Consider the following 19,481-nt stretch of genomic DNA (forward strand, 5'->3'; position numbering starts at 1 on the left):
ATGCCCTTTTTGTGGGCCTGTTTGTTGGACTGCTGGCGCTCCAGGCTGGCGCTCAATCCGATTCGTCGACTGCTTCCGCGGGCGCTGCAATGGAGCGGCAGCGCGCAGTCGAGAAAGAGCTGCTGCCGGCTGTCGATTTTCCTGACCGGGACAAGCAGGGCTGGAGCCTTGCAAGGCGCATGACGCGATACAAGGTGCCCGGTATCGGTATGGCGGTGGTTCGTGACGGCAGGATTGACTGGGTAGCCGGCTACGGCACGCATGGAGTGGTTTCCCCGGAACCTGTTACGGCCTCGACGATTTTCCAGGCAGCGTCGATCAGCAAGATGGTTGCTGCCGCCGGTATGCTTAGCCTGGTCAAGAAGGGCGTACTGGAGCTCGATGGCGATGTGAATGCCCGGCTCTCCTCCTGGAAGGTGCCGAATAACGAGTTCACGAGTGGTTCGCCGGTTACGCTCCGAAGATTGCTGTCACATTCCGCCGGTGTGACCGTTCACGGTTTCCCGGGATACGCCCATACAGAAGCGCTGCCGAGCCTGGTGCAACTGCTGACTGGTACGGAGCCGGCGAATTCGCCCGTGGTCACGGTCGACCAGGTACCCGGCGCCGGCTACCGTTATTCGGGCGGAGGCTATGAGATTGCCGAACTGCTTGTCGAGGATGTGACGCAACGTCCTTTCGAGCAGGTTCTGGATGAAACCGTTTTGGCACCGCTCGGTATGCTGCACAGTACGTTTGTCCAGCCATTGCCCGCTGAGAAGGCGGATAGCGCTGCCCGGGGCCATCGATTTGACGGCTCACAGGTTGCGGGGGGATGGTACGTCTATCCCGAGCAGGCCGCGGCCGGTCTCTGGAGCACGCCAACTGACCTTGCGCGGTTTGTCGTCGAGTTGATCGCTGCCTTTCACGGTGAATCGGAACGCTTGATCGATCGGTCCATGGCCCGCGCGATGCTCACCCGCCAAGTCGGCAACATGGGGCTTGGCGCGGGAGTCCACGGGGAGGGAGATGGCCTGCATTTCGATCACGCCGGCTGGTCCCAGGGGTTCCGGACCTATCTGGTGGCCTATCCGCATTCCCGTGACGGTGTGGTGGTCATGACCAACTCGGATGGCGGCCATGAATTGATCCGGGAGATCCTCCGTAGTGTTGCCGCCGTCTATGACTGGCCCGATTTCAGAATGGAAGAGGTTTCCATCGCCCGCCTGGCCGCCGACCGACTTGATCGCTTTTCGGGTAGCTACGAATTCAGCGGAGCGGGATTCTCCGTTGCTCTCCGAAGGGAGCGGGACCACCTGGTTCTGGATACACCGCGAGGTTCGCGCTACACGTTCTACCCGGAGTCAGAGACGCGGTTCGTTGCCCTCGAGAACGGTTCGAGGATGACCCTGGTGCAGGCGCCTGACGGCTCGATGTCGATGCAACTGTGGGGGATGTCGGGACATCGGCCTGAACTTTGAGGGGTGCTGCTCGCCGCTCTTGCAACGGAATGTTCGGTGATTTGCTGAATCGTCGGTCGTTTGCAACAGACATTGTTTACCATTGGGTTCTCTCCCTCCGAGCTCCCGCCGCATGAAACGTCAGGACATCGATTTCCCCTCCGAACACCAGCCCCTGCGCGACGATGTCAGTCTGCTGGGCGCGATGATCGGCGAATTGTTACGCGAGCAGTGCGGTGACGCGCTGTTCGAGCGCGTCGAGACGGCAAGGGCGGCGGCCATTGCGCGCCGGGTGGGTGAAGACGACGGTTCGGAACTCCTGGCGCAGTGCCGGATTGACGACTCCGGTGAGGCCAGCGCGTTCGTGCGCGCCTTCGCGGCCTGGTTCCGAATGGTCAACCTGGCTGAGCAGGTGCACCGCATCCGGCGCCGGCGAGAATACATGGCCGCCGGAGAGGGTGTGCAACCCGAGTCCCTGGCCGATGTGTTTGAAAAGCTGGCCACGGACGGGCAGGACTGGGAGACGGTTCGTACCATGCTGGCCGGCTTGCTGGTCGAACCGGTATTTACCGCGCATCCGACGGAGGCGACGCGCCGCTCGATCCTGGAGAAGGAACAGCGCATGGCGCGCTACCTGGTCGAGCGATTGGATCCGGGTCTGTCGGAGAATGCCGCCAACCGGCTGGTCGATCGCGTGCGTATGGAACAGACGATTGCCTGGCAGACGGCCGAACAGTCGCGCTCGCGCCCGAGTGTTGCCGACGAGGCCGAGCACGCACACTATTACCTGGCCAACGTGCTCTACAGCGTCGCCCCCGTATTGCATGAGAACCTGGCTGAGGCGGCCACACGAGCCTGGGGCGAGAACGTGTGGCCGGGGGACCTGCCGTCGGTGCTGCAATTTGGCTCCTGGGTGGGCGGTGACATGGACGGCAACCCGAATGTGACCGGCGAGACGGTGATGGAAACGCTCAATGAGCAACGCCGGCAGGTGATCGGCAACTATCTCAAGGAAATCCGTAGGCTCAATCGATTGCTGAGCCAGACCGATGGGCGCGCTTCCATCAGCGGGGCAGTCCGAGAGCGTATCGCCGACTACCGAAAGCTGTTGCCACAAGAGGCCGAAGCCATTCCGACTCGGCACGCCGACATGCCGTATCGCGGGCTGCTGTACCTGGTGGAAGCGCGCCTGAAAGCCACGTTGTCTGACGGCGAGGGTGGCTACGGACATGTCGACGAATTCGCCGATGACCTGAAGCGAATTGCCGACAGCCTCAAGGCCAATCGCGGCCGCCGCGCCGGTCTGTTCCCGGTAGAGCGCTTGCTGCGCCGGGTCGATATCTTCGGGTTTCATCTGGCTGCACTGGACTTGCGGATTGACTCGGGCGACTTGCATGAGGCTGTCGCCCAATTGATCGATGATCCTGACTGGCCCGAGCGCGACCCGGAAGCACGAACTCGCTATCTCACGGACGCCGTAGGTGGCGGGAACATCCCAAACGGACGAAATGCCGGCGCGACCCATGCGGTCTACAAACTCCTCACCGCCGCCGCCCGCGCCCACGAAAAATTTGGCGCCCGCGCCATCACCACTCTCATCATCTCCATGAGCCGTAACGCCGATGACATTTTGGCCGCCTGGTTCATGGCACGAGCCGCCGGCGTCGAGCGCCACCGGCTCGACATCGTGCCGCTGTTCGAGACGGTCGACGACCTGATCGCGGCCGAAGGGGTCATGAAGGAGTTGCTCGGACTGGATGTGTGGCGTGAACTGCTGGCCGAGCGCGGCAATCGCCAGACGGTAATGATCGGTTACTCGGATTCCAACAAGGACGGCGGCATGGCCGCCTCACGCTGGTCGCTGCAGGATGCGCAGCGCAAGCTGTTGGCGTTGTTCGCCGAGCAGGACGTAAAGATCACTTTCTTCCACGGCCGTGGCGGCACGGTAGGCCGGGGCGGTGGCAAGACCCCGCGAGCCGTGCTGGCAGCCCCGGTCGGTTCGGTAGGCGGGCGCCTTCGCATGACCGAACAGGGTGAAGTGATCCACCGCAAGTACGGACTGCGTACGATCGCGGTGCGTAACCTCGAGCAGGCCACGGGGGCGGTGATCATGTCCGGTTTTCTGGATCGCGATCCGGATACGGAGGAAGGCCCCTGGCGGCGTGCAATGGCCCGCCTGGCAGAATTTTCCCGCGGCGCTTACCGCGACCTGGTCTACGGCGACGAGACATTCAGCGACTACTTCCGCCTGGCCACGCCCATAGACGTGATCGAACGCATGCGGATCGGTTCGCGCCCGGCATCGCGCGCCAGGAAGACCGGCATTTCCGGCCTGCGTGCGATTCCCTGGGTGTTTGCCTGGGGTCAATCGCGACAGGGCCTGCCGGGTTGGTACGGTCTGGGAACTGGGCTTGAAGCTCTGGTCGAGGAATGCGGTTTCGAGCAGGTCGAGGAAATGGCGCGCGAGTGGCTGTTCTTTTCCAACCTGCTCTCCGATGCCGAAATGGCAATGGCCAAGGCAGATATCGGCATCGGCCGCCACTACGCCGGTTTGGCCGGCGAGCTGGGCGAGCGCTACTTTCCGACCATCGAGGCCGAGTTTGACCGAACCCGGCAGATGATCTGCCGTATCAAGGGTCAGGACGGGCTGCTCGACCAGGACCTCACGCTCAAGCGCTCGATCCTGCTGCGCAATCCCTATGTCGACCCGATGAGTTTTACCCAGGTGGAACTGCTCGAGCGCTGGCGCGCTGGGGGCTGCCAGGACGCAGCACTGGAACTGGCCCTGATCGACAGCGTCCACGGCATCGCCCAGGGGCTTCAGAATACCGGGTAAGAGGAATCAGTGTGCTGTGCGCCCGGGGAAGTCATTGCCGGGCACAAGCTTTTCAAGCTCGGGGAATAAAAAAGGCGGGACCGAAGTCCCGCCTTTTCAGGGGCGCTTGCGTATCAGGGGATCAGATCACAGCGTGTTGCGACGCTGCAAGTTCACCCCGGCCAGAAGGGCCATCAGCATGATCAGCAGTGCCATACCCAGGGGATGATTGACCGGTATCGGTATGGACGGATTCTGTGGCTCACCGCCGGAATCCTGACAGATGGCGATAATGGCCGAGCTGGCGGAGTCGCTGTCGGACAATTCACCTTCCGGAGATGTGCCGGTAATCTCCGCGGTATTGTTCACGCGCGGGTTTTCCGGCTGCGGCGGGCACTCTTCGGTTTCCGGATCGGGCTCCCAAACCATGTCGGCGGTCAGCGGGAATCTGATTTCGCCGGAGCCGCCTGACGGCAGGTTGCCGATTTCATAAGTGCAGATACGGTTCTCGCAACTCCAGGAGTTGGCGTCTGGACCTGAATGATTGAAAGTGCTGTTTTCGGGAACGGTTTCCGAGATGACGACATCGGTCAGGTCGACTTCACCATTGTTGGAATAGGTCAGAATAAAGTACAGGTCATTTCCCTGGCCGACACTGCTGGTGCTTGCGTTCTTCTGGATGGAGATGCCCGGATCGAGTTCCCGGTTGGTGAAAGTGCAGGTCACGCTTTCGCCATCGCTCAGTTCGATGTTCTCTATGGTGTTGCCGCCAGTGCAGGTAGCCGATTCGAGATCCCAGCCTTCCGGTAAGTTTTCGCTGACCGAGTAGGTGCCAACCGGCAGTCCGAAACTGCGGGATTCGTCGTGGGAAAGGCTGAACGAGTTGAAACCGTCGTCAGAGGACGATCCGGAGAACTGGAAGCTCTCATTCGTATCGCCTCCGGAAACGAGCTTCTCGATGGTCAGCACCCCTTCCAGGTGTTCGCAGGAGATCGAGATCGGCGTGAAGTCGGAATCGTTGTCGCTGGCCTGGCCATTGTCGGAGTCGCCGACGATGCTGGCGGTGTTATCCACCTGCGGGTTGCTCGGCTGCTCGTCGCATTGCCCGGTTTCCGGATCGGGCTCCCACAGCAGGTCGACGGTCACGCCGAAGTCCACCGAGCCATTACCGCCAGTCGCCAGATTGCCGACATTGAACTCGCAGGTCGTGCCGGGGCCGGCACCGTCTGCACAACTCCAGCCTGACGTCGAGCCGGCGGCATCAAAGGTGGTGTCATCGGGCACCGTCTCGGTGATGATCACACCAGTCAGGTCAAGTTCACCGGTATTGGAGTAGCTCAAGCTATAAGCAAAGCTCGCTTCCTGACTGACGATCTGACCGCCATCGGTCTTGGTGATCTCGATACCGGGGGACAGCTCGCGGTTGGTGAACGTGCACAGCACGCTTTCTCCGTCGGCCAGTTCGATGTTCTCGATGGTGTTCCCGCCTGTGCAGGTGGCCGATTCGAGTTCCCAGCCTTCCGGCACGGTTTCACTGACCGAGTAGGTGCCGATCGGCAGTGCAAATGTCTGGGACTGACCATGGGAGAGGTTGAATGAGTCAAAGCCATCGTCCGAAACCGAGCCGGTGAACTCAAATGCCTGGCTGGTATCACCGTCAGAGACGATCTTTTCGATCGTCAGGCCGGCTTCCAGGTCCTCGCAGGAGACCGAGATCGGCGTGAAGTCGGAATCGTTGTCGCTGGCCTGGCCATTGTCGGAGTTGCCGACGATGCTGGCGGTATTGTCCACCTGCGGGTTGCTCGGCTGCTCGTCACATTGTCCGGTTTCCGGATCGGGGCTCCAGAGCAGATCGACGGTCAGGCCGAAGTCCACTGAGCCGCTGCCGTCGATTGCGAGATTGCCGACATCGAATTCGCAGGTCGTGCCGGGGCCGGCACCGTCTGCACAACTCCAGCCCGGCGTCGAGCCAGCGGCGTTGAAGGTGGTGTCGTCGGGTACCGTTTCGGTGATGACGACATCGGTCAGATTAAGCTCGCCGGTATTGGTATAGCTCAGGGCGTAGGCGAAGCTGGATTGCTGGCTGACGATCTGGCCGCCGTCGGTCTTGGTGATCTCGATGGCGGGTTCGAGCAGGGTGTTGGTGAATGTGCAGGTCACGTCGCCGCCGCTGCCCAGGTCGATGGTTGCCGAGGGTGCGCTGACGCTGGTGCTCGAGCCCGAATCACTCACGCAAGAAATCGAGGTCAGGCTCCAGCCCGCGGGCACGGTTTCGGTGACTGTGTAGGATCCCGGAGAAAGATTGGTGGACAGGTCGCTGCCGCTGCCACCGGACGTTGCAATGGTGAAGTTGCCGAGATCGCCGGAGAAGTCGAAGCTGCCATTGCCACCGACCGTGTTCTTGATGATCTCGATCTGGCCGGGCTCAATGGACTGGCAGTCGACGATATCCACGTCCACGACGTTTGACTGGTCTGCTGGATAGATGGTCGTTACGGGATCGAAACTGGAGACATCGGCAGAATTTTGCACGCTGCCGCAGAAGCCTTCACTGGTGCCCCCCGATACCATCGTGATGGTGATCGTTTCGGATGCGCCTTCAGCCAGTTGGGCGAAGACGCAGTCGAGTGTCGTGCCGGACAACTCGCAGGTCGGCGAGTCAGGCGTAACGGAATCGACGCTGAGCGCACCGCCAAGCAGGTCCAGCTCGTCGACTACGTTGACGTCTTCGAGCGTACCGTCGCCGGTGTTACTGACCACCAGTTCATACGTGAACGATCCGCCTGCCGTAACGGTGGCTGAGGTGCTGTTGTCGACGCTCTTTTCGATGCTCACGTCGGGAAAGTCATAATCTTCCGCTTCGCAATCTCCACCGCCGCCGGTCCCGGACCGATCGATCTTGAAGTCGATGATGGTGACTTCCTGACCGTCGCTCCAGTTGGCCGGCGGAAAGGTAAGCGGGGGGGTATCGCTCTGGGTGCCACGGTTTACTTTGGCTTTGGTGCCGAGCAGGGTCGCGGAGCAGGACACGTGAAATTCGGGTCCCTCGTTGCTTCCGTCACCCTGCCAGTCGTAGCCGGGCACGCTGATGTTGTTGCCGCCCAGGTTACCCAGGTCCGCATAGTGCAACTCATGAACGGTGCCGGCGAAATCACTGAATGTGAAATAGCCACTGAAGGTGGCGTCATTCTCCAGCGTCTGCGAAACCGCAGGTGCGCAGATTGCGAGCAGTGTCACTGCCAGCAGCCAGTGCAACACGTCGGGAGCTAGGCGACGCCGTGCTCGGTCACATGAATTGGCCGATTGAATTGGGCGAGCCGCGATGCTAGCTGCCGACTCGAAAGCGGGAAAGTTTGCGTTCACGATAGTACCCCTCGTTCAGAAATTTCGAGAGTCGATTGCGGGCGTTCCCGGTATCGACTCTGTGATGACCCAGACCGGAGTGCAGATCCTTAAACCTTGGCCGCAGTGCCTGTAACAGGCTTTGGCGTTGACGACGGAACCCTCTGTCTGACGATTTGTGCTGCAATTCATATCGCAGCTCAAAAAGAGTGACACGAATCAATGTGGAGAAAAATACTGTGACACACATCACATGTCAAGAGTTTTTTTGACTACTGGGCAGGGTATTGGCGCCGTCGAGGGGCTTTCCTGGCCCCGCGTATGCAGGTACACGAATTCCGGTCAACGGCGGGACCGACCGGACCCATCCGGTTCGAAATCGGTCGCCGACTTTTCAAAAATGGAATTCGGTACCCCAATCCCCGGGGGTAATGTGACGCGTTAGACGCAGGTTTTGCTTCCGAGGTTGTCGGCCGATAACTACAATAGATTTAAGAACTTATGAAGCCGTATTCGGCATGTATCGAAGGGCTTCGGGTTCCGGTTTTATTGGCCAACTCCTCACCGGTTACTAAATGTTCAATCTGCGTTTCCTAATCGTCGCGATCGCGTTGTTTCTGGCATGCGCCCAGCCTGCAAAAGCCGAGGAGAACTCGGATGGGGACGCGTTTATCGAGTACGTGCGCATCCACTCAATGGTGGCGGGCAACGACGGCCGCTACGTCATGCGGTGGCTGACCGATGGGCGAGTCGAAGTAGAGGTTCCGCCGTATGCCCGTAATGGCGGACGGCATGTCCTGGAACCCGGGGAATATGACATCGATACGCTCGAAAACGTGATTTCCCGGACTGAGCGCGCCCAGCAGGAACTGCAGAACATCGATATTCGCCGCAACCTGTCCCGCAGCGGGGAAATTCACCAGGTTCATGACGCCGACATCGTGTTGATCAAGACCCACCCTCATAGCCGGTCCCCCGTCGATCTTCGGATTGAGTCCCCGGACCACTGGGCCGAGGTCATGTCCAGCGATCAGGCTCTGGCCGTGGCGGCGGATATCGACCGCATTCTCATGGACTGGATTCAGGCTCACGCCTCCGCAAGGTAGTCCTCCCTCACTTTCCCGGCGCTTTCATCAATTGCGCCTCGGTTGCCAATCTGGGTGTCTCGAATTTGCAGATTTGTGACGGATTTGCTCAAAAATCCGTTGCTGTGTGACCGCTTCGAGCATGGTTTTCCTTCTGTTCCCAGAGCCCGTCCAATAAAATAGTAAGCCTGTAATTTCAGTTAGTTATGTCTGGTGCCTCCAATGGTGATTGCCTTCAACCGCAAGCTTGTCTTGCTGCTCCTGATGTCGGGGATTTACACCCCGGTATTTGCAGGGGCGTTCAGCTTCGCTGATCTGCTGAAGGAGCCGGCCACCATCACCCATTCGAGTGGCTACAACGGCGAAGGCGGAAAAACGACCGTGTCGGTCTGCATTGCTTCCGACAGCGAGAGCAAGACCGAGATGGCGATCGCCATCCAGAACAGCATCGATCACTGGAATCGGCTCGAACCGATGCATGGCAACAGCGAAATGTCGCCACAATCCGGTGTCCCGTCCGATAGCGTCGACGCCGAATCGGTTCTGCTGCACGAAATCGGCCATTGCATCGGCCTGGCTCACCCGAACCTGGCCTCGGAATCCGGTTTGGAGGGTGAGCAGCGACGCTACGCCAGGGCGCTCCCGGGCGGCGGCAGGGACGACGGCTACACCCTGGATGCCGGAAGCGACGGGGTGATTGCCACTGCCAATGATAAGCGCGGTACTGACGTCAATCTCCACTGGTTTCGAAAGAGTGACAATGATCCGTTCGCGCTTGGTGAGATCGTCGACGCATCGACCTACAGTGTTGACCTGAATGATTTGCCGAGTGGCCATGACTTTCCGGCGGTGGCCGGAGCGCAGGTATCGAGTAGCCGAAACCTCGAACGGACCGAAGCGGTCATGCACCAGGGTATCTACTATGGTGAAAAGCGTGTCGGCCTGGGTCACGATGATGTTGCGATGCTCCGTCTGGCCATGGCCGGCACCGACCAGGTACAGGGCAGCGAAAGCAGCTATGAGGTGGAACTGGTCTACGAGGGTGTTTCGGACGACTGCGACATTACTGTCAAGATGGGTGGTACCAGCTTTGCCATGTGCAGTGCTTCGGGAACCCAGGTTGCGCCCAATCACATGAAAGTGACCCAAGGCACGATCAAGATGGCGTCCGCCTCGAACATCAACTGGCATTTCAACGATACGCTCAACAATGACAGTCCCCCGGAGGACGACAACGACCGTATTTTCGGCAGCGGTTTCTCGGGTTCGGACTGAATCCGGCCGTTCCCGGTCCCTCCAGCCGCAGACTCTGTAGACATTTCAGAATTTCTTGAGGATTCCTGCATGACTCGGGCAATGCCCCGGGTCAGACTTTCAGCATGTTCAAGCCTGGGAGTCCTCAAATGAAGCTGTCATTCGATCGTGCTCACCTGATCGCCGGTCTGGTCTATGCCGCCCTGGGCATGGGGCTAGGCATCTACATGGCCGCCGGCCAGAACCATGTTCAGCATGTGACTCATGCGCACCTGTTGCTGGTCGGGTTCCTGCTTTCGGTCATCTACGCCACCATCCACCGCCTCTGGCTGCGCGAATCCGGATCCGTGCTGGCCCGATTGCAGTTCGGCTTCCACCATGTCGGCGTCGTGCTGATGGTCGCGGGACTGTTCCTGCTCTACGGTGGTCATTTCAGTCATGGCCAGCTCGAGCCGGTGCTGGCCGGTTCATCCATTCTGGTGCTATTGGCCCTGCTGAAGATGCTGGCGCTGGTCGTGATCGTGGGACGGAAAGCTGCACCGGTGCCGGAGGCGAAGGAATTCGCCGGCTGATTTCGATGCATCGCCCGGGCAGAATCGGTATAATTCCCCGCCTGCCCCGGCCGGTGTAGCTCAGTTGGTAGAGCAACGCATTCGTAATGCGTGGGTCGGCGGTTCGACTCCGTCCACCGGCACCAGAATCAGCGATTGAGCCCCGTCACTCGACGGGGCTTTTTCGTTTTTGCAGTTCCTCGTTTGCCATTCCGGCGCAGCGCCCGTAGTCTATGGCGTGCCTGCCAGCCAGAACAGACTGTCGATGCCACCTGCAGCCCATTATCGAATGATGCAGTTCCGCTGTGAGCCCGGCCAAGCGGGGGTGATGCGTGCCTGAACCAATTGCCGCAGCCGGCTCGCTCGGCTACCGTCTGCGCCTCGGCCTGATCTGGCTCGCGGCCAGCGGGTTGGCGCCGGCGCGCTGGTTTCAGTCGCCGCCGCCGCCGCCTGAAAGGCGGTCGGCACAGACCGGCCGACTGCGAATCGAGATCGTCAGCCATTGCTGGCGGTATGCGCATCTTTTGTCCTACCAGTTGAGCTCCCTCGTCAATCATCCGCCACAGGATGTGGACGTGACGATGACGGTGTTTCACTCGCCCGACGATGCGGAAACCGTCGAGTTGCTCAAGCGGTTCGGTCGTTTTGAGGTGCCCGGCGTCACCTGGAACTGGCAGGCGCGCGACAAGACACAACTGTTTCGCCGCTCGATCGGTCGCAACGAGGCGGCAGTGGCCAGCCAGGCCGACTGGGTCTGGTTCACGGACTGCGATGTGGTGTTTCACCAGGGCTGTCTCGATGGGCTCGGGAAATCGCTGCAGGGGCGCCGTGATGCCCTGGTTTTCCCGGACCATGAGTTCTGCTCACCAGTCTATGAGCCGGGAGATGAGGTTCTGGAGGCGGCCCGTCACGCTGACCTGGTGGAGATCGATCCGAGCGTGTTCGTATGCCAGGAACGTGATCGCGCGACCGGTCCTCTGCAGATCACCCACGGGGACGTCGCGCGCGCCTGTGGCTACTGCAGCGAGATCGCCGTCTATCAGCAACCGACCGATCGCTGGGCCAAGGCACAGGAAGATCGCGCTTTCCGTTGGTTGCTCGGCACCGTTGGCGTGCCCGTGGATGTGCCGGCCGTTTACCGCATTCGCCATCAGGCCAAGGGACGGTATCGCAAGCGGGGCATGCACAGCCGCCTGCGCACGCGCGTGCGACAGGCCCAGCTTCGGATGCGTGAGGGCAGCCAGAATTCCGGTGACGATGATTGAGACAAGGTCGGTCCGACCCGCATGACCCGCATTCGTTTTCATATCGGTGCGCACAAGACCGCCACCACGCATCTGCAGTTGACCCTGGCCGGCTGCCGGCTGGCGCCCGGAACGCGTTACGTGCCCTTGAAGCGCCTTCGGCGCTGGCTGATCTCTCCGATTCGCAAGGGCCGGCCGCATTTGCCCTGGCACCGTTGGCATACAGGAACCTGGCTATTCTCCGACGAGAATATCCTGGGCACCACGGCCAACGCCCTGCGCATGTACCCGGACCCAGCGGCGGCCCTTAAATACTTTGTCGACTGCGATCTGAGTCTTTTCCTGTGCGTGCGAAGCTACGAGAGTTTTCTGCCCTCGGCCTGGGGTGAGCGGTTGTGGCACCACGAATTCCAGCCGTTCGAAGCGAAACTGCCGGTGCGCCGATGGACCGATGTGGTTGCCGATTTACGATCGGACCTGCCTGGTGTACCGATACACGTCTGGCGTTACGAGCATTACCGCGAGCACGCCGAGGCCATTGCCCGTTACTACGCCGATAATGCCATCGAACGCTTTCCGACCGGATTGGTGGCCCGGCCCAAGTCCGGATTTTCGGCCCGGGCGGTGGCGGAGCTCGGCCAGTGCTCAGGCTCCAGGGTCGGCAAACGGCGGCTGGAACGGGTTCGCGCACGGTTCCCCGTGGGCAAGAAGTATCCCCGTTTTGATCCCTGGACCGAAGCACAGAAAAGTGAACTGCGGGACATGTACCGTTGCGACCTCGAACAGATCGCGGCCATGGCTCGTGTCTGGCAGCCCTGAGCTTGTGCTAGTCTGGATTCGGGCAGTCGGGAGACAACGAATGCGCGTGATTCTGTCATTGGCAGTGGGGCTATTGCTGACGGCGTCCGTCCAGGCCGGCTGCGATCTATCCTCGGCCCGCCTGGGTAATCAGGTGCTCAAGGTCGGCGATGCCGAACGCAAGGTGCTCAGGCACGATCCTGATCGAACGGTACAGCTCGAGAATCGTCGGGGCGGTGCTGCGGGCATTCGCTATGACTTCTACCTGCATGGCAAGACGATCCAGGTCTACGTACGCGCTGGCCGCATCTCGCGCATCTGCCACTTCAACGACTGAAAGCCGCCGTTCAATCCGCCTGCGCTGGCGACCGGGCACCGTAGCGCGTCTCGATGACATCCATGCCCGTATCACCGGGCAGCAGCAGGAACAGGCGATCGTATTCCGATTCGTCGATGGGCGATACCACATGGCCGGCCAGGGCTTCGACGATCAGCCCCACGGTATTGGAATGTCCGGCGATGACCAGCAGGCCGTCGGTATCCGCTTCCCGCGCTTTTCTTGCAATGGCCTCGATGTGAGCCTCGACTTCACCTGACTCGGCGTGCACGACCGCTATTTCCAGATCGTGCCGATCGGCCAGCACCGACAAGGTTTGTTGCGTCCGCTGGTATTGCGTGGCGATCAGTGCACCGATCTCGGATCGTGCGAGGGCCTCGGCCAGGGCCCCGGCCCGGGCCTGCCCGGCCTCGGTCAGGTCGGGATCCTGCGTGCCGTTGTCGGCCTTCTCGGCGTGGCGGACCACGACGATGCCACCGGGTTCGGCCAACGCGGCCGGTGAGAGTCCGAAACTCAACAGAAGTACGAAAGTCGTGACAATGCGCATGGGGGCAATCCAATCCCGATGATCCAGGCAGAGAGTATACGAGGTGCTGGCTTGCGTCCGGCAGTGTCCGGTTCCGCCGGCATTCCGACGCTGCCATAATAAGAGAGGCACTCACACGACAACGGATCAGCCATGCAACTGGATCAGGCCACCGCCACCATCGACAAGCTCTGGCAGGAGAGCATCACCGACGAACTGGTCGAGTATGTCCGCATTCCGGCCAAGTCTCCGCATTTCGATTCGGACTGGGAGAAGAACGGTTACATCGACGATGCGGTCGAACATATTGCCCGGTGGTGCCGCGAACAGCCGATCGAGGGTCTGGAGGTTGAAATCGTGCGCCTCGAGGGCCGGACGCCGCTGATCTTCATGGAGGTGCCCGGCACGGTCGATGACACCGTGCTGCTCTACGGCCATCTCGACAAGCAGCCGGAAATGACCGGCTGGTCCGAGGGCCTGGGGCCCTGGAAGCCGGTCATTGAGGACGGGAAGCTCTACGGCCGCGGCGGCGCCGACGACGGTTATGCCGCCTATGCCTCGCTGGCCGCGATTCGGGCGCTGCAGGAGCAGGGCGCGGCGCATGCGCGCTTTGTACTGGTTATCGAGGGCTGCGAGGAGTCCGGCAGCTACGACCTGCCAGCCTATATCGACCATCTCTCCGACCGCATCGGTTCACCCTCGCTGGTGGTCTGCCTGGACTCGGGCGCCGGTAACTACGAGCAATTGTGGATCACGACTTCGCTCCGGGGCATGGCCGCCGGCACCCTGCACGTCGACATTCTCACCGAAGGCGTGCATTCGGGCATGGCCTCGGGCATCGTGCCTTCGAGCTTTCGCATCGCCCGACAGCTGATTTCCCGCCTCGAGGACGAGGCGACGGGTCGGATCCTGCCCGAGGAACTGCAGGTCGAGATTCCCGAACAACGCCAGCAGCAGCTCTCGGCCGTGGCCGAGGAACTGGGCGAGGGCGTCCACAGCGCCTTCCCCTGGGTCGATGGGGCACAGCCGATGGGCGAGACAGCACTTGATCGCCTGCTCACGCGCAACTGGGCTGCGGCGCTGTCGGTGACCGGGGCCGGCAGGCTGCCGGACATCGGCTCGGCCGGCAACGTGCTGCGACCGGGAACCTCGCTGAAGCTTTCGATGCGCCTGCCGCCGACACTTGACGGTGACGAGGCCAGCCGGCGCGTCAAGCAGATCCTCGAAGCCGACCCGCCCTACGGGGCGACGGTGCGATTCGAGTCGGATCAGTCGGCCACCGGCTGGAATGCCCCTGAAGTCGCCCCGTGGCTGGACGAGGCCTGCCAGAATGCCTCGCAGGCGGTGTTTGGCAAGCCGGCAATGTATATGGGCGAGGGCGGCACGATTCCGTTCATGGCGATGCTCGGCGAGTCCTTCCCGCAGGCCCAGTTCCTGATCACCGGCGTGCTGGGACCGAAATCCAACGCCCACGGGCCGAACGAATTTCTGCACCTTTCTTACGCCAGCCAGCTCACCACGGTCGTGGCCAGCGTACTGGCCAACCACGCCGGCCGGGAAAGCTGAGTCGTGGAGCACGATTTCAGACATCTGATTCGAGACGTTGCCGACTGGCCTGAACCGGGCATCGTGTTCAAGGACATCACGCCGCTGCTGGCCCACCCGAAGGGCCTGGCCTGGGCGGTGGACCGGCTCTACGAGCCCTTCGTCGGCAAGGGCATCGACCTGGTTGCAGGAATCGAGTCGCGGGGCTTCATCTTCGCAGTCGGCGTGGCTCGCGCTCTAGGCGCCGGCTTCATTCCCGTACGCAAGCCGGGAAAGCTGCCGCGGGCCACTGTGCGGCGTGAGTACCAACTGGAATACGGCAGCGACGCGGTTGAAATGCACGCCGATGCCGCGCGCGAGGGGCAGCGAGTGTTGGTGGTCGATGACGTGCTGGCGACCGGCGGCACGATGGCAGCCACTTGTGAGCTTTTCGCCAAGACGGGTGCCGATGTCGCTGGCGCTGCGGTGCTGGTGGAGCTGGGTTTTCTCGATGGTGCCGGACGCGTCAACGTACCGCTGCACTCGGTGGTGATTTACTGAATGCTTCCGGCCTGGGCTGGAATGTCGTCTTCCCCCCAATGAAAACGCCCCGAAAGTCCGGGGCGTTTTCGTTTCGTTCGAATGAGTTTCGAACTTACGGCGTATCCAGCCACAGATCGTAGCTGCCGCTGCCCGAATAGGACAGGACTCGCCAGTAGTAGTAGCCGGCTGAGCCGTTGTAGCTGATCTGTTCCTCGCTGTCGGCGCTGGCCGAATTGGCCACGCGACTCCAGCTAGAACCGTTCCAGCGGTAGAGCTCGAGGTCGAAGTCGGCATCGGTGGGGCCGACCAGCCAGCCGTTGTGCGTGCCGGAGCCGGCGTAGTAGTAGGTACCGTCCGGTTGCACGTCGGCGTCGCCGCTGCCGGACAGCGAGCCGGTGTACTGGGTGCAGTTGGAGCACGGCGCACCACCGTCACCTCCGTCGCCACCTTCTTCAAAGCTGGCAACCAGGCTCACACCCGAATAGCTCTCGTAGCCGCGGATCATGATGTGCCAGGTGCCGGCCTGCGGATCGTCGAAGCTGCAGGATTCGTTGTTGCCGGAACGATACGGACGGCAGTCGTAATCCGAGGTCGTCGGCTCTGAGCCGAACTTCACGTACAGATCGGCATCGCCCGAGCCGCCGCTCATGTCGACATCGAGGCTGATGGCATCGGACGGGACGCTGATCGTGAAGAACGTTTCCGAGCCCTGGCTTCCCGACAGGTTGTCGACGGGGACGCCGTTGGTCAGCTCGGAATCTCCACCACCACCGCCATCGGAAGTTTCAAAGCTCCCGACCAGGCTGACGCCCGAGTAGCTGTTGTAGCCATGGATCATGATGTGCCAGGTGCCGGCCTGTGGATCGTCGAAGCTGCAGTTTTCGTCGTTACCAGATTGGTACGGGCGGCAATCGTAGTCCGAGGTGGTCGGCTCCGATCCGAACTTCACGTACAGATCGGCATCTCCCGAGCCGCCGCTCATGTCGATATCGAGGCTGGTAGCGTCGGACGGCACGTCGATCGTGAAGAAGGTCTCCGAGCCCTGGCTGCCCGACAGGTTGTCGACGGACTCACCATTGGTCAGCTCGGTGGTGCCGCCACCGCCGTCACCACCATCACCGCCGTCGCCACCGTCCCCGTCGAGCAGGGAGTAGGTCAGCAGGTTGGGTGAGCCCGAGCCGATGCTGCTCAGTCGACCGCTGGTGGCGCTGTCATAAATCGCGTTTTCGACCTGGGAAGGCGAGGCACCCGGGTTGTCGGCCAGGTAGAGCGCGGCAACACCGGCCACGTGCGGCGAGGCCATCGAGGTGCCGCTGATGGTGTTGGTGGCGGAGTTGCTCGTGTGCCAGGCCGAGGTAATGTCCGATCCCGGCGCAAAGATATCGACGCAGCTGCCGTAGTTCGAAAAGCTCGAACGCGCATCGGAGCTGGTCGTCGAGCCGACCGTAATCGCGCTGGCCGAGCGGGCCGGAGAGGAATTGCAGGCATCCTGGCTTTCATTGCCCGCGGCTACCACGACGGTGACCCCGGCGTTGCGCATGTTGGTCACGGCATCGTCGATGGTCGATGAAGCACCGCCACCGAGGCTCATGTTGGCTACGGCGGGGAACTGCGCGTTTTCGGCCACCCAGTCCATGCCGGCGATGACTCCGGAGTTGGTGCCGGAACCGTTACAGTCGAGTACGCGAACGCCATGCACGGTCGCGCCCTTGGCCACCCCGTAGGTGGTGCCGGCCACGGTACCGGCGACATGCGTGCCGTGTCCGTTGCAGTCGTCGCTGCCGTTGCCGTCGTTGATGGCGGAATAGCCGTTGCCCATGCGACCACTGAACTCGTCATGCGAGGAAAGCACGCCGGTGTCGATGATGTAGGCGTGCACATTGCCGGCCGAAGTGTTGTAGGTGTAGTCGCCGTCGAGCGGCAGGTCGCGCTGGTCGACCCGGTCCAGACCCCAGGTTGCGTTGTTCTGGGTGGCGTTGATCTGAACCACACCGTCTTCCTCGATGTAAGCGATGCGATCATCATCGAGCAAAGCGAGCAGGGCGTCCTCGTCGGCCTTGATCACGAAGCCGGGCAGGACATGCGAGAACGAGCCTTTGAGCTGGGCGCCGTAGTCCCGCGCCATGGCGCGTGCGGTCGCTGCGACGTTCAGGCCCTGACCCTGGCCGCGGCCATTGCCCGGTAGTTCGGCGTCATCGAGAACCACGATGTACTGCCCCGGGACGGGGTTCTTTGTGGTGCGGAAGTCCGCAGCGTGGGTGGTTGAAATGAAGGTGGCGGCCAGAATGAACATGCCGGCCAGCCAGGTTAAGGATCTAAATCTAGACATTCAGTTTTTCTCCCGTTCGATCAATTGGTGAGTCCCCTTGATCGCCTTTTTCAAGCCCTCGCCTCCCGAGCCAGTCACGGGGTATACACGATCGGCTCCACCAATTGCCACCCGATCCGGGCATGAATCCCTGATTTTGTGACACCCATCACGTCGAAAGTTTGCATTTGCTCACAATCTGCGCAAGATTCTGCGTGCATGAATCAATTGAGCGGGTGACGTGATCGAGGCCAGCGGCTATCATCCCGGCTGACCCGAATTCGTGAGTGAATCCGACCATGCCCGAACAGTTCAGGACGGTGATCGAGCCGTTTCGCATCAAGTCCGTCGAGCCGATCGCGATGACCACCCGGGAAGAGCGGGAAAAATATCTGAAATCAGCGCACTACAACCCATTCAAGCTCAAGTCCGAGCAGGTCATCATCGACCTTCTGACTGACAGCGGCACATCGGCAATGAGTGCCGAGCAATGGGCCGGAATGATGCGCGGCGATGAGTCCTACGCCGGCTCGGTCAGCTGGCAGCGCCTCGAGCGGGTGATTCGCGACTTGACCGGTTATCCGCATATCCTGCCGACCCATCAGGGTCGCGCGGCCGAGCGGATTCTCTACAGCCATCTAGGCGGCGAAGGCAAGATTTTCCTGAGTAATACGCATTTCGACACGACCCGGGCCAACATCGAGTACAGCGGCGCCGAGGCGATCGACTGCGTCACGCCCGAGTCCGGCAAGGCCGACAGCGATTTCCCCTTCAAGGGCAATGCCGATGTCGCGCGCATGGCCGAGATCGTGGAAGAGCGAGGGGCGGAGAACTTCGGCGCGATCATCCTGACCGTGACCAATAACTCCGGCGGCGGCCAGGCTGTGAGCATGGCCAACGCGCGCGAGGTACGCGATCTTTGCCGAAAACACGGCATCCTGTTCATTCTGGATGCCTGCCGCATTGCCGAGAACGCCTGGTTCATCAAGCAGGACGAGGACGGCTACAGCGACAGGTCCTGCCGCGAGATCGCCACGGAGATGTTCGGCCTGGCCGACGGCTGCGTGATGAGCGCCAAGAAGGACGCGCTGGTCAACATGGGCGGGTTCCTCGCCCTGAACGACGCCGAGCTGGCCGAGCACTGCACCAGCGTGCTGATCATTACCGAGGGCTACACCACCTACGGCGGCCTGTCGGGCCGGGACATGGAGGCGATTGCCATTGGTCTGGTCGAGATCTTCAACGAGGACTACCTGCGTTATCGCACGCGTTCGACCGCCTACCTGGGTGAGCATCTCGACAAACTGGGCATTCCGGTGATCAAGCCGATTGGCGGTCACGCCGTCTATGTCGATGCCGGTCAGCTCTACGACCATCTTCCGGTCGATCAGTATCCTGGTCAGTCGCTGGTGTGCGAGCTCTACAAGATGGCCGGCATCCGTTCGGTCGAGATCGGTTCGGTGATGTTCGGCAAGTACGATGAAGACGGCAAGCTGGTGCCCGCACCGCGTGAGCTGGTGCGTCTGGCCATCCCCCGGCGGGTCTACACGCAAAGTCACGTCGACTACCTGATCGAGGCCTTTGAGATTGTGCGCGATCAGCGCCACTCGGCGCCGGGTTACCGGATTACCAAGGAGCCGCGGTTCCTGCGGCATTTCACCAGCGAATTCGAGCCGATCGGGTAGAAAGGGACCAGGGACGAGGGACCAGGTTTT

General features: G+C 61.4%; 14 protein-coding genes and 1 tRNA gene. 12 read left to right on the plus strand and 3 right to left on the minus strand.

Features of this window, described 5'->3' with window-relative positions; all coding sequences use genetic code 11:
* The first annotated feature begins 89 nt into the window (after positions 1-89).
* Positions 90-1,460 (plus strand): serine hydrolase domain-containing protein, encoded by a 1,371-nt coding sequence (locus tag G4Y73_RS05390; protein WP_164230217.1) that lies wholly within the window; start codon positions 90-92, stop codon positions 1,458-1,460.
* Positions 1,461-1,572: 112 nt separating this feature from the next.
* A complete protein-coding gene (gene ppc, locus G4Y73_RS05395; protein WP_164230218.1) occupies positions 1,573-4,275 on the plus strand; it encodes a phosphoenolpyruvate carboxylase in 2,703 nt (900 codons plus the stop codon).
* Positions 4,276-4,401: 126 nt separating this feature from the next.
* On the opposite strand, the gene G4Y73_RS05400 is transcribed toward ppc, so the two are convergent.
* Positions 4,402-7,512 carry a DUF11 domain-containing protein gene (locus G4Y73_RS05400; protein WP_164230220.1) on the minus strand — a complete coding sequence of 1,037 codons (3,111 nt, stop codon included), beginning with the start codon at positions 7,510-7,512 and terminating at the stop codon, positions 4,402-4,404.
* A gap of 659 nt (positions 7,513-8,171) precedes the next feature.
* On the opposite strand from G4Y73_RS05400, the gene G4Y73_RS05405 reads away from it, so the two are divergent.
* From G4Y73_RS05405 to G4Y73_RS05435, 7 genes are all read left to right on the plus strand, one after another.
* A complete protein-coding gene (locus G4Y73_RS05405) occupies positions 8,172-8,702 on the plus strand; it encodes a hypothetical protein (RefSeq protein ID WP_164230222.1) in 531 nt (176 codons plus the stop codon).
* 201 nt (positions 8,703-8,903) lie between these two features.
* Positions 8,904-9,956: a hypothetical protein gene (locus G4Y73_RS05410; RefSeq protein WP_164230224.1), complete on the plus strand. Its 1,053-nt coding sequence runs from the start codon at positions 8,904-8,906 to the stop codon at positions 9,954-9,956.
* 128 nt (positions 9,957-10,084) lie between these two features.
* Entirely contained in the window at positions 10,085-10,507 is a 423-nt protein-coding gene (locus tag G4Y73_RS05415; RefSeq protein ID WP_164230226.1) for a TonB-dependent receptor, read from the plus strand.
* Between the two features lie 49 nt (positions 10,508-10,556).
* Positions 10,557-10,632, plus strand: a tRNA-Thr gene (locus G4Y73_RS05420).
* 186 nt (positions 10,633-10,818) lie between these two features.
* Positions 10,819-11,751: a glycosyltransferase family A protein gene (locus G4Y73_RS05425; RefSeq protein WP_205596487.1), complete on the plus strand. Its 933-nt coding sequence runs from the start codon at positions 10,819-10,821 to the stop codon at positions 11,749-11,751.
* Positions 11,752-11,772: 21 nt separating this feature from the next.
* Positions 11,773-12,549: a hypothetical protein gene (locus tag G4Y73_RS05430; RefSeq protein ID WP_164230228.1), complete on the plus strand. Its 777-nt coding sequence runs from the start codon at positions 11,773-11,775 to the stop codon at positions 12,547-12,549.
* Between the two features lie 40 nt (positions 12,550-12,589).
* Positions 12,590-12,865, plus strand: coding sequence for a DUF2845 domain-containing protein (locus G4Y73_RS05435; RefSeq protein ID WP_164230230.1), 276 nt, complete (start codon positions 12,590-12,592; stop codon positions 12,863-12,865).
* A gap of 10 nt (positions 12,866-12,875) precedes the next feature.
* Here the strand turns inward: G4Y73_RS05435 and G4Y73_RS05440 are convergent, their stop codons facing one another.
* Complete coding sequence (locus G4Y73_RS05440; RefSeq protein ID WP_164230232.1) at positions 12,876-13,412, minus strand: histidine phosphatase family protein; 537 nt, start codon at positions 13,410-13,412, stop codon at positions 12,876-12,878.
* 132 nt (positions 13,413-13,544) lie between these two features.
* On the opposite strand from G4Y73_RS05440, the gene G4Y73_RS05445 reads away from it, so the two are divergent.
* Both G4Y73_RS05445 and G4Y73_RS05450 read left to right on the plus strand, forming a co-directional pair.
* Positions 13,545-14,957, plus strand: a complete 1,413-nt coding sequence (locus G4Y73_RS05445) for a M20 family metallopeptidase (RefSeq protein ID WP_164230234.1) — start codon at positions 13,545-13,547, stop codon at positions 14,955-14,957.
* 3 nt (positions 14,958-14,960) lie between these two features.
* The gene (locus G4Y73_RS05450) at positions 14,961-15,476 is read left to right on the plus strand and encodes an adenine phosphoribosyltransferase (RefSeq protein WP_164230236.1); all 516 of its coding nucleotides are present in this window, start codon (positions 14,961-14,963) and stop codon (positions 15,474-15,476) included.
* A 94-nt stretch (positions 15,477-15,570) separates the two neighbouring features.
* Here the strand turns inward: G4Y73_RS05450 and G4Y73_RS05455 are convergent, their stop codons facing one another.
* Positions 15,571-17,787: a S8 family peptidase gene (locus tag G4Y73_RS05455; RefSeq protein ID WP_164230238.1), complete on the minus strand. Its 2,217-nt coding sequence runs from the start codon at positions 17,785-17,787 to the stop codon at positions 15,571-15,573.
* A gap of 278 nt (positions 17,788-18,065) precedes the next feature.
* On the opposite strand from G4Y73_RS05455, the gene G4Y73_RS05460 reads away from it, so the two are divergent.
* Positions 18,066-19,451, plus strand: coding sequence for a tryptophanase (locus G4Y73_RS05460; RefSeq protein ID WP_164230240.1), 1,386 nt, complete (start codon positions 18,066-18,068; stop codon positions 19,449-19,451).
* Positions 19,452-19,481 lie beyond the last annotated feature (30 nt).

Origin of the sequence: Wenzhouxiangella sp. XN201, assembly GCF_011008905.1 — a bacterium.
In the GTDB taxonomy this organism is placed as follows: Bacteria; Pseudomonadota; Gammaproteobacteria; order Xanthomonadales; family Wenzhouxiangellaceae; genus Wenzhouxiangella.